At 66.9% G+C, this 15,105-nt stretch carries 15 protein-coding genes and 1 pseudogene; 4 read left to right on the top strand and 12 right to left on the bottom strand.

Features of this window, described 5'->3' with window-relative positions:
* Positions 1-461: pseudogene (locus F614_RS15105) on the top strand (hypothetical protein); the annotation flags it as partial.
* Positions 462-685: 224 nt separating this feature from the next.
* Here the strand turns inward: F614_RS15105 and F614_RS0112840 are convergent.
* The 12 genes from F614_RS0112840 to ffh all read right to left on the bottom strand — a co-directional run bounded on the left by F614_RS0112840 (position 686) and on the right by ffh (position 11,097).
* A complete protein-coding gene (locus F614_RS0112840) occupies positions 686-1,168 on the bottom strand; it encodes a peptidylprolyl isomerase (protein ID WP_018865786.1) in 483 nt (160 codons plus the stop codon).
* Between the two features lie 105 nt (positions 1,169-1,273).
* Positions 1,274-3,184: a molecular chaperone HtpG gene (gene htpG, locus F614_RS0112845; RefSeq protein ID WP_019559023.1), complete on the bottom strand. Its 1,911-nt coding sequence runs from the start codon at positions 3,182-3,184 to the stop codon at positions 1,274-1,276.
* On the bottom strand, positions 3,181-4,089 hold the full coding sequence (locus tag F614_RS0112850) for a 23S rRNA (adenine(2030)-N(6))-methyltransferase RlmJ (RefSeq protein ID WP_019559024.1): 909 nt from the start codon (positions 4,087-4,089) through the stop codon (positions 3,181-3,183). The genes htpG and F614_RS0112850 overlap by 4 nt, the downstream gene beginning before the upstream one ends.
* Positions 4,090-4,179: 90 nt before the next feature.
* Positions 4,180-4,866: a sulfur oxidation c-type cytochrome SoxX gene (soxX, locus tag F614_RS0112855; RefSeq protein ID WP_018865789.1), complete on the bottom strand. Its 687-nt coding sequence runs from the start codon at positions 4,864-4,866 to the stop codon at positions 4,180-4,182.
* A 231-nt stretch (positions 4,867-5,097) separates the two neighbouring features.
* Positions 5,098-5,787, bottom strand: a complete 690-nt coding sequence (gene soxX / locus F614_RS0112860; protein ID WP_018879954.1) for a sulfur oxidation c-type cytochrome SoxX — start codon at positions 5,785-5,787, stop codon at positions 5,098-5,100.
* Positions 5,788-5,815: 28 nt separating this feature from the next.
* Positions 5,816-6,625, bottom strand: coding sequence for a sulfur oxidation c-type cytochrome SoxA (gene soxA / locus F614_RS0112865; protein ID WP_019559026.1), 810 nt, complete (start codon positions 6,623-6,625; stop codon positions 5,816-5,818).
* Between the two features lie 413 nt (positions 6,626-7,038).
* On the bottom strand, positions 7,039-7,605 hold the full coding sequence (locus F614_RS0112870) for a methylated-DNA--[protein]-cysteine S-methyltransferase (RefSeq protein WP_018882483.1): 567 nt from the start codon (positions 7,603-7,605) through the stop codon (positions 7,039-7,041).
* Positions 7,606-7,628: 23 nt separating this feature from the next.
* Entirely contained in the window at positions 7,629-7,985 is a 357-nt protein-coding gene (rplS, locus tag F614_RS0112875; RefSeq protein WP_018865793.1) for a 50S ribosomal protein L19, read from the bottom strand.
* 9 nt (positions 7,986-7,994) lie between these two features.
* A complete protein-coding gene (gene trmD, locus F614_RS0112880; RefSeq protein ID WP_018865794.1) occupies positions 7,995-8,762 on the bottom strand; it encodes a tRNA (guanosine(37)-N1)-methyltransferase TrmD in 768 nt (255 codons plus the stop codon).
* Between the two features lie 9 nt (positions 8,763-8,771).
* Positions 8,772-9,281 (bottom strand): ribosome maturation factor RimM, encoded by a 510-nt coding sequence (gene rimM / locus F614_RS0112885; RefSeq protein WP_019559027.1) that lies wholly within the window; start codon positions 9,279-9,281, stop codon positions 8,772-8,774.
* Between the two features lie 38 nt (positions 9,282-9,319).
* Complete coding sequence (gene rpsP, locus F614_RS0112890) at positions 9,320-9,580, bottom strand: 30S ribosomal protein S16 (RefSeq protein ID WP_018865796.1); 261 nt, start codon at positions 9,578-9,580, stop codon at positions 9,320-9,322.
* Positions 9,581-9,708: 128 nt separating this feature from the next.
* Complete coding sequence (gene ffh, locus F614_RS0112895; protein WP_018865797.1) at positions 9,709-11,097, bottom strand: signal recognition particle protein; 1,389 nt, start codon at positions 11,095-11,097, stop codon at positions 9,709-9,711.
* Between the two features lie 163 nt (positions 11,098-11,260).
* Between ffh and F614_RS0112900 the strand changes: the two genes are divergently transcribed.
* From F614_RS0112900 to radA, 3 genes are all read left to right on the top strand, one after another.
* A complete protein-coding gene (locus tag F614_RS0112900; RefSeq protein WP_018876079.1) occupies positions 11,261-12,061 on the top strand; it encodes an inner membrane protein YpjD in 801 nt (266 codons plus the stop codon).
* A 97-nt stretch (positions 12,062-12,158) separates the two neighbouring features.
* Positions 12,159-13,445 (top strand): HlyC/CorC family transporter, encoded by a 1,287-nt coding sequence (locus F614_RS0112905; RefSeq protein ID WP_018881228.1) that lies wholly within the window; start codon positions 12,159-12,161, stop codon positions 13,443-13,445.
* Entirely contained in the window at positions 13,445-14,791 is a 1,347-nt protein-coding gene (gene radA / locus F614_RS0112910; RefSeq protein ID WP_018865800.1) for a DNA repair protein RadA, read from the top strand. The genes F614_RS0112905 and radA overlap by 1 nt, the downstream gene beginning before the upstream one ends.
* Positions 14,792-15,105: the final 314 nt, after the last annotated feature.

Raw genomic sequence — 15,105 nt, forward strand, 5'->3', positions numbered from 1 at the left:
GGCTCTGGCTCTGGCTCCGGCTCTGGCTCTGGCTCTGGCTCTGGCTCTGGCTCTGGCTCTGGCTCTGGCTCTGGCTCTGGCTCTGGCTCTGGCTCTGGCTCTGGCTCTGGTTCCGGTTCCGGTTCCGGTTCCGGTTCCGGTTCCGGTTCCGGTTCCGGTTCCGGTTCCGGTTCGTCCAGTGTCTCCGCAACGGCCTCGGGTTCAATCGCCGGCTCGCCCGGCAGGACGCTATCCAGATCGACCCAGTGGGCCTCCATGCCACCGCCCCGGGTGCCTATGGATTCCGGCTCGGCATCGCGCATGACCCAAAGCGAACCCAGCACTCCGGCATGCAGCGCGAAGCTGGCGGCCACCCCCAGCGCCAGCGTTCGCCGGCGTCCGGGGGGAGTTGTGTTCGTACGTTTGGCCATCATCGAGCACGCTCGCTGCAAGGACTGGACACCTTCAGCCGGGTCCGGTGATCGTGGCGGGCGCGGAGGATGATCCGGTCGCCGTTGCCATCAACGGAGGGCACCCTATACGTAATGAGAATGGTTTGCAATATCACTATCGGAAATGAAGCCCCGAGCACGGCACATCGGGCGGGCCCGGAACGAAAAAACCCGCCCCGGCGGCACCGGAGCGGGTCGGACTGGCGAGCCTTCACGCCTCGTGGTCAGGCCAGCGTGGCGCCGGCCCGGCACGCTCAGTGCTGGTGACCGCCCTCGCCATGGGCGTGGCCGTGCTCCAGCTCTTCGGCGGAGGCCTCGCGGACCTCGACGATCTCGACGTCGAAGTTCAGGGTCTCGCCGGCCAGCGGGTGGTTCCCGTCGACCGTGGCGGTATCGCCCTCGACCTTGGTCACGGTGACGGTCAGCGGGCCATTTTCGGTCTGCGCCTGGAATTGCATGCCCGGCTCGACGGATTCGACGCCCTGGAACGCATCCATCGGGATCTCCTGGACCATGGCATCGATCTTCTCGCCATAGCCTTCTGCCGGGGAGACCTTGGCCTGGACCTTGTCACCGGCGGCCTTGCCTTCCAGCTCCTTCTCCAGGCCCGGGACGATCTGGCCGTTCCCGTGCAGGTAGGCCAGCGGCTCGCGGCCTTCGGAGCTGTCGATCTTCTCGCCAGCGTCGTTGGTCAGGGTGTAGTGGATGGCCACCACGGCGTTCTGCGCGACTTGCATGGGCTTTGCCCTCTTAATACATGAACTTGTAAGGGTAACGCGGAACACGGCCGCGCGTCAGGTCCACCCGCCGGCGATACGGTTTCCGGCGGGTGGCCAATCGGGTCAGGCGGCCTTCTGCAACAGGAGGCGATTGAGCCGCGCGACGAACCCGGTCGGGTCCTCCAGTTGCCCGCCTTCGGCCAGCAGGGACTGCTCGAACAGCAGCGAGGCGAGGTCGTTGAAGTCGTCTCCTTCGGCGGCCTTCAGACGCTCGACCAGCGGGTGCCCCGGGTTGACCTCCAGCACCGGCTTGCCGGAGAAGGTCTCCTGGCCGGCCTGCTTGAGCAGTTCCTGCAGGTACAGCGCCATCTCGTGCTCGCCGAGCACGATGCAGGCCGGAGACTCCACCAGCCGCCGCGAGGCGCGCACACTGTCGACCCGATCGCCCAGCGCCTGCTGCAGGCGTTCGGGCAGATCGCCCAGATCGTCGTCGCCCGCCGGCTCGTCGCTACCACTCTTCGGGTCTGCCTCCTCGCCGATGATCTTGTCGAGGTCCAGGTCGCCCTTGGCAACATTCTTGATCGCCTTGCCATCGAACTCGCGCAGGTGCGACAGCAGCCATTCGTCGACCCGGTCGGACAGCAGCAGCACCTCGATCCCGTGCTTGCGGAACACCTCCAGATGCGGGCTGTTGCGCGCGGCGGAGGCATTATCGGCGGTGATCACGTAGATCGCCTCCTGACCGTCCTTCATGCGCTCGATGTAGTCCGCCAGCGCCACGTTCTGGGTGTCGTCACTATTGTGCGTGCTGGCAAAGCGCAGCAGCTTCGCGATGGTCTCCTGATTGGCGAAGTCCTCGCCGGGGCCTTCCTTCAGCACCCGCCCGAAGTTCTTCCAGATCTCGGCGTATTTCTCGGGTTCGTTGTCGGCGATGGACTGCAGAAGCCCGAGGATCTTCTTCACCGAGCCGGAGCGGATCGAGTCGACCAGGCGGTTGTCCTGCAGGATCTCGCGCGAGACGTTCAGCGGCAGGTCGGCCGAGTCCACCACACCGCGCACGAAGCGCAGGTAGTTGGGCAGCAGCTTTTCCGCGTCGTCCATGATGAACACGCGCTTCACGTAGAGCTTGACCCCGTGACGGGCATCGCGGTCCCACAGGTCAAACGGGGCCCGCTTCGGGATGTAGAACAGCGTCGTGTACTCCTGGCGCCCCTCGACGTGGTTATGCGTCCAGGCAATCGGGTCCTCGAAGTCGTGCGCGACGTGCTTGTAGAACTCCTGGTACTCCTCGTCGCTGATCTCGCTCTTCGAACGGGTCCACAGCGCGCTGGCGCGGTTGACCGTCTCCCATTCATCGGTCGGGTTGCCCTCGTCATCCGACTTGCGCATGCGGATCGGGAATGCCACATGATCCGAATACCGCCCGATGATGTGGCGCAGGCGCATGGGCTCGAGGAATTCGTCGGCGTCTTCCTTCAGCGTCAACGTAATCTCGGTGCCAGCCTCGGTGCGCTCGCAGGCGGTGATGGTGTATTCGCCGTCGCCCCGTGACTCCCAGCGGGTACCCGCATCCGGCTCACTGCCGGCGCGGCGGGTCTCCAGGCGCACCTCATCGGCCACGATGAACGAGGAATAGAAGCCCACCCCGAACTGGCCGATCAACTGCGAATCCTTTTTCTGGTCCCCGGTCAGCTTCTCGAGAAACGCCTTGGTGCCGGAACGGGCGATGGTCCCAATATGTTCGACCACCTCCTCGCGGGACATGCCGATGCCGTTGTCGCGCACCGTCACCGTGCGCGCCTCCGGATCCACCTCGACGTCGATCGCCAGCTCCGCCGGCTGCGGAATCGCCTCCGGCTGGGCCAGGGCCTCGAAGCGCAGCTTGTCACAGGCATCGGCGCCATTGGAGATCAGCTCGCGCAGGAAGATCTCGCGGTTGGAGTACAGCGAGTGGATCATCAGCTGCAGGAGCTGACTGACCTCGGTCTCGAAGCGGCGGGTCTCGGGTTGCGGTGCGGTCTGGGTTTCGCTCATGGCCTGCTGGTCCCTTGATTGATCTCGACACGTCGCAAGGTAGGGTCGCCCGCGCCGTTTTCAAGGACAGCAGCCTGGTAAAGCCCACCGGCACCCTCCGGATCCAGGACCTGCCACACCGGCGCCAGCAGCTCGGGGAGATGCGTCTCCAGCTGCCACGGGGGCCGCAGCACCAGCATCCCGGAACCCGCCAGCCCCATGTGGCGTTCGGGGTCGGGTGCGATGCGCAGCTCGCTGGCCAGCCACGGATCCTCCAGTTCGGCTCTCAAGTGCTCGCGCATCGCGTGATCCGGCCGGCCCGCGAGGATCGGATACCAGATCAGGATGATCCCCGTGTTCCAGCGACGGCGGATCGTGGTCACCATCTCGGCCACTTCGCGATACTCGGCCCCGCGCTCGTAGGAGGGGTCCAGCAAGGCCAGGCCACGGCGCGGCTCCGGGGGAAACAAGGCCCGCGCGGCCTCGCGCGCGTCGCGTTTGTGCACGTGACAGCGCGGATCCCCCGCCAACCGCGCCCGCAGACGTCCGTATGCCTCGGGATGCAGCTCGCAGGCGATCAGTTGATCGCGTTCGCGCAGCCGCGCCTGGATCAGCAAAGGGGATCCCGGGTACTCCGTCAGACGCGGGGGCCGGGGCTGCATAGACCGCAGCGTGCCGAGAAACTCCCGCACGCCCGAGGGCAAGGGCTGTTCCGTCGCCCACAGGCGGGCGATACCGGCCGCGGCCTCGTCGGTCTTGCGCGCCCGCGCACCGGTCAGGTCGTACCCGCCGGCACCCCCGTGCAGGTCCAGTGCCACGAAGGGCTTGTCGCGACCGCGCAGGGATTCCAGGATCTGCCAGAAGACCAGGTGCTTGTGCACATCGGCGAAATTGCCGGCGTGATAGTCGTGTTGGTAGCTGAGCATGCGTCCCTCAAACAAAAAGCCACCGCGAGCGTACCCGCGGTGGCTCAAGAAGGGCAGCCGATAGCGACCGCCCTCGACCGTGTGACCGGTTTACTGGTTGACCGGAGACTCCGGGTCCAGCAGATACGCCATCACGTGCGCGATCTGCTCTTCGGTCAGGAAGTTGTTGTGGCCAAAGCGCGGCATCTTGGTGCACGGGAAGTACTGGTGGGGGTTGGACACCACCTGATGCACGTAATTCACGACCGAGCTGTCGGTTCCACGGGTGGCCCCGTAACCCGCCAGGCTTGGGCCCAGCGTGCCGTAGAGCTCCTCGGCTGGATCCATCTGGTGGCAGGCATAGCAGTTGCCGCCCGGCTCGCGGGTACCGTGGTCGTCATTGCGATGACCGATCCGATAGCCGTAACCGGAACGCGCCAGCTCGGCACCCCGACGCCAGTTCCCCAGGCGCGGGCCGCCCGGCGGCTCTTCGTAGCTCTCGCGCGCCATCGCGATGACCTCGCCGGCCGTATCGGCATCCGGCTCGCCTTCGAGCGAACAGGCCGCCTGGATGCCATCCTGGACCATACGGTCCCGGGCTGATCCACCCTCCTGTGCCTCCTGCTCGAAGCTGTAGCTGTCCGTCTCCAGCACGAGGTATTCCGCATATTCGTCGGCGGTCATCGCCGTAATATCGACTTCGCCGCCTCGCTCGCCCATCCAGCCGTCGCAGCCTGCAATCAGCGCCGTCGACGCCACGATGGCCAAGCTCGCCCCCACTGTCTTGTTACTGAGCATCCCTGATATCTCCTCTTGCGTCGGCTGTTGCCGCTTCTTGCCCGCGGTGAGACCAGCGCCTCAAGGCATTCAGCCCGGCTGCCCTGATGGCTGGAGCGTCTCGTTCCCGTCCGGGACCCGCGCGCGGACGGGAGGCCGAACGCGATGGGACCCTTTTCTGAATCCCCGCAACCCTGCGCGGGGACTCAAAAAAGGGCAGTCCTTGCGGACTGCCCCGATCCAGCAAATTGCTTACTGGTTGTTGACCGGCGACTCCGGATCCAGCAGGTAGGCCATGATATGGCTGATCTGCTCGTCGCTCAGGAGCTGGTGACGGTCGGAGTTGAAGCGCGGCATCTGCGTGCACGGGAAGTACTGGTGAGGATTGGAAATCACCTCGTGCACGTAGCGCAGGACGGCTTCGCTGGTGCCACGGTTGGCACCGTAGTTCTGCAGGCTCGGGCCGATCGTGCCCTGCTCGGACACGCGCGGATCGAACACGTGGCAGTTGTAGCAGTTGCCACCCGCCTCGCGCTGGCTGTGGTCATCCGTACGGTGACCCTGGCGGTAGCCGTAGCCGGAGTCGGCCAGTTCGGCACCCTTGCGCCAGTCGCCCAGCTCGATGCTTTCCGGTGCCTCGTAGGACGCACGCGCCATCGCGACCACACGGCCGGCGGTCTCGCCGTCCGGGTCACCTTCCATGGAGCAGGCCTTCTGCAGTTCATCCTGGGTCATGCGATCACGCCAGGTACCGCCTTCCTGCATCTCCTGATCACGGAAGCTGTCCGTCTCGAAGATGAGGTGTTCGGCGAGCTCCTCGGCGCTCATCGCGGTGATGTCGACATCCGAACCCTTGCTCCCGTCGGCGACAGCGCAACCTGCGGTCAGGGCGACGGATGCGAACGCGGCCATGCCGGCCGCAACAGCATTCTTCTTAAACATACTTGGTGTCTCCTATTGCGTCCGTAGGTTACCGCTTCAGGTCGGGCAGGACGGCCGGTTCGCCGCGCGCCGCATCGTTCCAGAACGAGATCAGAGCGGTGTTGACCGGGGTGTCCGCCTTGATACCGGCGTGACGCATCTGCCACACGCAACCGCGGATACGGTGGTTCTGGCTACGCACGTTGTCGTGGCCAGCGCGGTGGGCGGGCCAGGAGACAGCCTTGGTCCATTCTTGGCCATTGCGCATTTCGGGCAGCACGGAGGCGCGGATCTGCTTGCCGGCATCGCCGTGGCAGGAGGCGCAGTTGAAGTCCATCGCGCCACCGCGGCGGAAGAAGAGCACCTCACCGGCGTCGCGCATGGCCTGCTCTTCCGGATGGTCCAGCGGCGGGTTCCACGCCATCCCGGAGGACTGGTGCGCGATATAGGTGGTCAGCTGCATGATGTCGGAGCCGTTGCCGTGCCGGCGGGCCACCGCGGGATCATCGCTGGTGAAGCCCTGCAGTTCCTTCATGCAGTGCACCAGACGCATCTCGAAGTCCATTACCTTGCCGGTGTCTTCGAAGTAGCGCGGCAGCTCGACGTAAGCACCCTCAAGCTCGCCCGGGCCCTTGCCGAAGTCGCAGCCTTCCAGGGAGACGTTGTTCGGGCCACGGCGGGCGTAGAACAGCTCCTCACCCTCGTCGATCAGCCACAGGGCGGGGTTGTCCGGCATCATCATGATGTTCATTTCACTCTGATGCAGGTAGGCGGAATCGGGATTGTTCTGCAGCAGGTTCTGCAGGACATCATTGGGGTCCTGCCACTCGCCAGCCTGAGCCGCAGCCCCAACAGCCATTGCTACGGGCAACGCAAGCAATGCTTTCTTGAACATGGAAACCTCCATCACACGGGTTTTTTTCGATGAAGCCCGGGACTGATCTGGCCCGGACCTGTGTAGCAGAGTGCTGAACCCGAGTCCGTGCTGTCAACACAAAAGACTATATTAGCGTTTCCTAAAAGTCTGTTTTTGAAAGGTTCTTGGGCATCAACACCGAGGGGCAGACGGGGGACCACTCCAATCTATTCCCGGTTTTGGGGAATTTTTTTCAGGCGCCGTTCAGCACGGCCCGGGCGCGCAAGAAACTGAAAAAAGAGATGAAGATTCCCCGCAGGGGGAACAAAGCACGCAGACCAGCCGCCGCGGAGGCGGGAAGAATCATCGGGAGGACGGAAGGAAGGGAGAAAAACCGGCGCGCGACGGGCGCCGGATCATTCGTGCTTCAGAACCCCCTCGTGCGCCAGCAACAGGCGCTTGACCTGGGCCAGCTCGCCCACCTGATCGCCTGCGTAGCCGCCCACATCATGGGTACGACGAAAGCGGGAGGACACGACCCGATGGCAGGGGATGAACAGCGGCCAGGGGTTGGCGCGACAGGCCTGCCCCACGGCGCGGGGCGCCGAGCCCACGCGGGCCGCAATCTCGGAATAGGTGCGGACCTCGCCGACCGGGATCTCCGACAGGGCCGCCCAGACGCGGCGCGCATGGGCACTGCCCGGCGGGACCGCGGGGGTCGGCTGCCAGGCGGACGCATCCCGGCCATAGGCGTCCGGGGCAAACGGTGGCGGGCGACGATCGGCCCCCGGGATGTCGGCCAGCGGGACCAGCTCCCGGGGATCATCCGGGTCCTGCCAGTCGCAGGCGAGGAGCTCACCGTTCGCGGATTCCAGCCACGCAAAAGCCAGCGCGACTCCGGGGAGGAGACAGCGCTGGCTGCGGGTCGTCGATCCAGCCGACATCGAATAGCGAAAAGCCAGGGGTGACGGGGTCACGGCCATTTGCCGCACCCCGCCGGCCGGCGTTACTTCGCCGCCTTGACGTCTTCCTTGATGCGGGCGGCCTTGCCGGTGCGGTCGCGCAGGTAGTACAGCTTGGAGCGACGCACCTTGCCGCGGCGCTTCACCTTGATCTCGGCGATCTGCGGGCTGTGGGTCTGGAACGTGCGCTCCACACCGTTACCGTAGGAGACCTTGCGCAGGGTGAACGCGGAGTTGAGGCCACGATTGCGCACGGCAATCACCGCACCCTCGAAGGCCTGGAGGCGCTCGCGGTCGCCTTCGCGCACCTTCACCTGCACCACCACGGTATCGCCGGGCCCGAAGTCGGGCACATCCGACTTCATCTGCTCGGCTTCCAGTTCCTGAATGACGTTATTCATTGCTCGACCTCAATCATCGCTTTCGGTGCGCGAGCCGCCTGTCCGGCCACTCACACGGTATTCGTCCAACAGGGCCGCATCCTCGGCCCCGAGTTCCAGCCGGGCCAGCAGGTCCGGCCGCCGGCTCCAGGTCCTGCCCAGCGCCTCACGGCGGCGCCAGCGACGGATGGCGCCATGGTCGCCACCCAGCAGTACCGGCGGTACTGCCCGCCCGGCCACGGTCTCCGGCCGGGTGTAGTGCGGGCAATCCAGCAGCCCGACACTGAAGGAATCCTGTTCGGCGGAGTCCGCATGCCCCAGGACCCCCGGGAGCAGACGGGCGCAGCCATCGACGACCGCCATGGCCGCGAGCTCCCCGCCCGAGAGGACGAAGTCGCCCAGCGACCATTCCTCATCGACCCGCGCCTCGATGAAGCGCTCGTCGATGCCCTCGTAGCGCCCGCAGACCAGGGCCACCCGGGGGCGCGCCGCCAGCTCGCGCAGCATCGCCTGCCGGATCGGCTGCCCCTGCGGGGTCAGCGCGATCACGTACGGCGCGGCCTCCCCGTCCGCCACCGCTGCATCCAGCGCGGACGCCAGCGGCGCGTACTGCATCACCATGCCCGGCCCGCCGCCATAGGGACGGTCGTCCACGGCCTGGTGGAAGCCGGCGCCCCAGGCGCGCGGATTCCAGTATTTCAGGTCCAGCCGGCCGCGCTCGACGGCCCGCCCGGTCACGCCGGCTTCGCCAACCGCCGCGACCAGTTCCGGAAACAGCGTGATGACGTCGAAACGCACCGGCGCCGCTTAAAAATCCGGATCCCAGTCGACCCGCACGCAGCGAGCCTCCAGGTCCACGTCCAGCACATACTGCTCGCGCACCCAGGGGATCAGGCGTTCCCGATCCCCCTGGACCACCAGCACGTCGTTGGCACCGGTCTCGATCAAGCCCGAGATGGTGCCCAGTGCCGTGCCGTCGCGATTCTCGACTGCCATGCCCAGCAGGTCGGCCCAGTAGTAGGCGCCCTCTTCGGCCGGGGGCAGCCAGTCGCGTTCGATCGCCAACTCGGCGCCGATCAGCCCGTAGGCGGCATCGCGATCCGCCGCCTCGCGGAACTTCATCACGACGCCCGCGCCATGCGCGCGGCCGCCTTCAATCTCGACCAAGCGCCAGTCGTTCCCGTAGTGCATCCACAACTGCGGGAACTCGGTAATCGCGGCGCGCGGCTCGGTCTCGGAAAACACCCGGACCCAGCCCTTGACGCCATAGACCCCGGAGACACGCCCGACGCGGATGCGCTCACCCGCCTCGTTCATGACCGCAGCCAAGCGTCAGTACAGCGGACCGGACGACCTCAGGCCGCCGCGGACTGCTGCTTGCGGTAGCCCTTGACCAGGTGGTTCACGCGCTCGGACATGCCGGCGCCGTGACCCAGCCAGTAGTCCACGCGCTCGAGATCGATGCGCAGCGGCTCTTCCTGACCGCGGGCCACCGGATTGAAGAACCCGATCTGCTCCTTGTAGCCGCTATCGCGACGAGCGCGGGAATCGGTAACCACGATCGAATAAAACGGGCGCTTCTTGGCGCCGCGGCGTAGCAGGCGAATCGTAACCATGTAGTGTTGAACCCCGTGAGTCCGTTTTCTCGAGAAAACGCGCGATTATAACGAATCCGGCCAGCAACACAAGGGAAGCGGCAGGGCTCCCCACGGCTGCAGGCGGTCGTTCGCGCGAACCTTGACCATCAGCGGAACGGCATCCCGCCGCCGGGGCCACCCATACCCCCCATGCCGCCCATTTTGCCCCCCAGGGCGCGCATCATCTTCGACGCGCCGCCCTTGGAGAACTTCTTCATCGCCTTGCTCATCTGGGTGTGCTGCTTGAGCAGGCGGTTCACGTCCTGGATCTGGGTGCCGGACCCGGCCGCGATGCGCCGCTTGCGCGAGCCCTTGATCACGTCCGGATGGCGGCGTTCGTGCTCGGTCATGGACGAGATCACCGCCATCATGCGACCGATCTCCTTGTCGCTGGCCTGGTTCTTTACGGCGTCCGGCAGCTTGCCGCCACCGGGGAGCTTCTCGAGCATGGAGCTCATGCCCCCCATCTTCTGCATCTGGCCGAGCTGATCGCGCAGGTCGTTCAGGTCGAAACCACGCCCCTTCTTCAGCTTGCGGGTCAGCTTCGCGGCCTGGTCCTGGTCGACCTGGCGGCTGGCCTCCTCGACCAGCGACAGGACATCGCCCTTGCCCAGGATGCGCGAGGCGATTCGCTCGGGGTGGAACGGCTCCAGCGCATCCGGGCGCTCGCCCATGCCGATGAACTTGATCGGCACCCCGGTGATCTGGCGCACCGACAGCGCCGCACCGCCGCGGGCGTCGCCGTCCGCCTTGGTCAGCACCACGCCGGTCAACGGCAGGGCCTCGCCAAAGGCGCGCGCGGTATTCGCGGCGTCCTGGCCGGTCATGGAATCGACCACGAACAGGGTCTCGATCGGGTCGATCACCTGATGCAGCGCCCGGACCTCGGCCATCATGTCCTCGTCGACATGCAGCCGGCCGGCGGTGTCTACCAGCAGGACCTCGACCCCCTCGCGGCGGGCGCGGGCCACCGCGTCATCAGCGATCGCCTCGGGCTTCTGGCTGGTGTCGCTGGGATAGAACGTGACACCCACCTGCCCCGCCAGCGTCTCGAGCTGCTGGATCGCCGCCGGGCGGTAGACGTCGCAGCTCACGACCGCGACCTTTTTCTTCTCGCGCTCGCGCAACAGGCGCGCGAGCTTGCCAATGCTGGTGGTCTTGCCCGCGCCCTGAAGACCGGCCACCAGCACCACCGCGGGCGGCTGATGGGCGAGGTTCAGGGAGGCATTCTCGCCCCCCATGGTCGCGATCAGTTCGTCATGGACGACCTTGATCAGGGCCTGGCCCGGCGTCAGGCTGCCGATGACCTCCTTGCCCAGCGCCTTTTCCTTGACGTCCTTGATGAACTCGCGCACCACGGGCAGGGCCACGTCGGCCTCCAGCAATGCCATGCGCACCTCGCGCAGGGCGTCCTGGATGTTGTCCTCGGTGAGCCGCGCCTGACCTTTCAGGCGCTTCATGGTCTCTTGCAGGCGGCTGGAAAGGCCGTCGAACATCGCGTGTCCTCTTCTGATCCGTGCGCGGGCGGCGGGCTTGGGCCGACCGCGGGACCGGACAGTATACCGGTCTCGCGGCCTTGCATGCAGGCCCGCCGCGGGGCGACCCGCAACCGCCGCCGGCATGTGCAATCCACCGGCATTGCAGCGATAATCCGGCGTCATGATCATTGCCACCGGACTCCTCGCCGTCGCGCTGTATCTCGTCACCGCGGGCTACCTGGCCATCACCGCCCGACGCCAGCCGCTGACGCCCGGCCAGCCACGAGCGGCCCTGGCCCTGTGGGGGCTGGCCCTGCTGGCCCATCTGGGCGCGCTGCTGCCGATGGTGCTGACCGAGACCGGGCTCAATCTGTGCCTCGGCAACGCCCTGTCGGCGTCGCTGTGGCTGGTGGCCGCGCTGCTGTGGCTGACGAGCTGGCGCCACCCGCTGGCCATCCTCGGCGTGGTGATCCTGCCGTTGACGGCGCTCGCCGCCATGACCGCGCTGCTGTGCGACGGTGATACCCGCTATGCCACCTCCGCGGGGATCGACCTGCACATCCTGTTTTCCGCGCTGGGCTGGGCCTTCCTCGCGCTGTCGACCGCCCAGGCCGCGGTGATGGCCGCCCAGCATCGCGCTCTGCACAACCACCATGCCTCGGGTTTCGTGCGCGCCCTGCCGCCCCTTTTCTCGATGGAGGTGTGGCTGTTCCGGATGATCTTCATCGGCTGGCTGTTCCTCGGGCTCAGCCTGCTGTCCGGCCTGGTGTTCGTGGACAACCTGTTTGCCCAGCATCTGGTGCACAAGACCACGCTGTCGATCCTGGCCTGGCTGATCTTCTCCACCCTGCTGCTGGGGCGCTGGCGCCTGGGCTGGCGCGGCACCCGCGCGCTGGCCTGGACCACCGGCGGGTTTGTCGTGCTGGTGCTGGCCTATTTCGGCTCCAAGCTGGTGCTGGAGGTCATCCTCGGGCGGATCTGAATGCCCCCGAGGCGGCTTGACACCCCGGCGCCCCTTGCCTGAAATGACCCCGACGACGCCACCGCGTCCGCCCCAACCCTGACCGCAGGCCGCGCCCTTGCAAGAGATCCCGCTGTCCGTCCTGTTCGGCGCCCTGGTGGTGCTGTTCCTGCTGTCCGCGTTTTTCTCCGGCTCGGAGACGGCGCTGATGGCGCTGAACCGCTACCGGATGCGCCACCGCGCGCAGACCGGCCACCGCGGCGCGCAACTGGCCGCGCGGCTGCTGGACAAACCGGACCGGCTGATCGGCCTGATCCTGCTGGGCAACAACTTCGTCAACATCCTGATCGCGCAGATCGCCACCTTCATCGGCTGGCGCCTGTTCGGGGATACCGGGGTCGCCATCGCCACGGGCGTGCTGACCCTGACCCTCCTGATCTTCGCCGAGACCGCCCCGAAGACCCTCGCGGCCCTGCACAGTGAGCGCATCGCCTACCCCGCCGCATGGGTCTACTCCGGCCTGATCAGGGTGATGTGGCCGGTGGTGTGGCTGATCAATCTGATGGCCAACGGGGTGCTGCGCCTGTTCGGCGTGCACATGAACGCCGGCCAGCGCGCCGCGCTGAATACCGATGAACTGCGCAGCGTGGTCTCGGAGGCCGGCGCACTAATCCCGGCCAATCACCAGCGCATGCTGCTGAACCTGCTGGACCTCGAGCGCACCACGGTCGAGGACATCATGATCCCGCGCAACGAGATCGTGGTGATCGACCTGAACGAGCCATGGAACGAAGTCGAAGACCAGCTGATCCACGGGAGCTTCACGCGCCTGCCCGTGGTGGAAGGCGAGCTGGACCGTATCGTCGGCTTCATCCACCGCCGTGACGTGCTGCCCCTGGTCGAGCGCGACGAATTCGGCCCCGACGACCTGCGCCAGGTGGTGACGCCCCCGTATTTCATCCCCGAGGGCACGGCACTCAACCGCCAGCTGATCAACTTCCAGCAACAGAAGAAACGGATTGGCCTGGTCGTGGACGAGTACGGCGATATCGAGGGGCTGATCACCCTGGAAGACCTGCTGGAGGAGATCGTCGGGGAGTTCACCACCGACTCCCCGGCGATGAGCGACGACGTGCTGCGCCAGGAAGACGGCTCCGCCATGGTCGACGGCGGCATCCACCTGCGCGAACTCAACCGCGCCCTCGGTCTGGACCTGCCGCAGGACGGCCCCAAGACCCTGAGCGGCCTGATCGTCGAACACCTGGAGAGCATCCCCGAGGCACCGGTGAGCGTGAAGATCAACGGCGTGGTGATGGATATCGCCCAGATCAAGAACAACACGATCCGCACCGTGCGCGTGGTCGCACCGGACCTGCCCGCCACGCCCGACAACAAGGAAGCCTGATGGCGAAGGCAAAGACCCAGTACGTCTGCCGGGATTGCGGCGCGGTCAGCCCGAAATGGGCCGGCCAGTGCGGCGACTGCGGCGCCTGGAACACCCTCGAGGAGGCCACCCCGGCCGCCAGCGCCGGCCCGCGCGGCGGCTACGCCGGCGAGGCCGCCGGCATCACCCGGCTGGGCGAGGTCGAGCTGGCCGAGGTCCCGCGCACCGGCACCGGGCTGTCGGAGCTGGACCGCGCGCTCGGTGGCGGGCTGGTCCACGGCTCGGTGGTGCTGCTGGGGGGCGACCCGGGGATCGGCAAGTCCACCCTGCTGCTGCAGACCCTGGCGATGCTGCCGGTCGGCGACACGCTCTACGTGACCGGCGAGGAGTCGGCCCAGCAGATCGGCATGCGGGCCCGGCGCCTTGGTCTGGAGGTCGACGGGCTGCGCCTGCTCACCGAGACCCAGGTGGAGAACGTGATCGCCACCTGCGAGCGCGAACGCCCGCGAGTGCTGGTGATCGACTCCATCCAGACGCTCTACACCGCCGCGCTGCAATCCGCGCCGGGCTCGGTCGGCCAGGTGCGCGAGAGTGCCGCCGCCCTGGTGCGGCTGGCCAAGCAGCGCGGCATCACCGTGATTCTGGTGGGTCATGTGACCAAGGACGGCCAGCTCGCGGGGCCGCGCGTCCTCGAACATATGGTCGACACGGTGCTGTATTTCGAGGGCGACCCGGACGGGCGCTACCGCATGCTGCGCGCGGTAAAAAACCGTTTCGGCGCCGTCAACGAACTGGGTGTGTTCGCGATGCTGGAGAACGGCCTGAAGGCCGTCTCCAACCCTTCCGCAATCTTCCTCTCCCGCCACCAGGGCCCGGTGCCCGGCAGCGTCGTGATGGTCACTCGCGAGGGCACGCGGCCGCTGCTGGTCGAGGTTCAGGCCCTGGTCGCCGAGAGCCATGCCTCGCAACCGCGGCGCATCACCGTGGGGCTGGAGCAGAACCGCCTGACCATGCTGCTGGCCGTGCTTCACCGGCACGGGGGCGTCGCCCTGTTCGACCAGGATGTCTTCATCAATGTGGTCGGCGGCGTGCGCGTGACCGAGACGGCCGCCGACCTGCCGATGCTCGCGGCCGCGCTATCGAGCTTTCGCGACCGGCCACTTCCGCAGGAGATGCTGGCCTTTGGCGAGGTCGGGCTGGCCGGCGAGATCCGGCCGGTGCCGAATGGGGAGGAGCGCCTGCGCGAGGCGGCCAAGCACGGCTATACCCGGGCGATCGCCCCGGCGGCCAACGCGCCGCGCAAGCCCATCAAGGGCATGGAAGTCGTCGCGGTCTCGCGCCTCTCCGAAGTCCTCGACGCCCTTTAGCGGCCAGCCCCGCCCCTTCCCGGCTGGTCCGCCGGTCACGTTTACGGTGCCTTCGGCTCACCGCCTGCCTCGTGGTGGCTGGTCCTGGTTCGGCCTCGGGTGTTTACGTGCCTTCGGTCCGCCGCCTGCCCGGCGCTGACTCGCCAGCGCGCCCCGAGTGACTTCTTTGCTCGTGCAAAGAAGTCACCAAGAAACACGCCCGACTGCCGCGACCCCGGCCCGCTGTGCGGGCCGGGGTTTCCCTCGCTCCGAGGCTTTTCGCGGGCGGCGCTGAACTCGCTGCGCCTGCGGCTCCGCTCAGACATCCAGCGCCT

It is taken from the genome of Thioalkalivibrio sp. ALE12 (genome assembly GCF_000381105.1).
Lineage (GTDB): Bacteria > Pseudomonadota > Gammaproteobacteria > Ectothiorhodospirales > Ectothiorhodospiraceae > Thioalkalivibrio.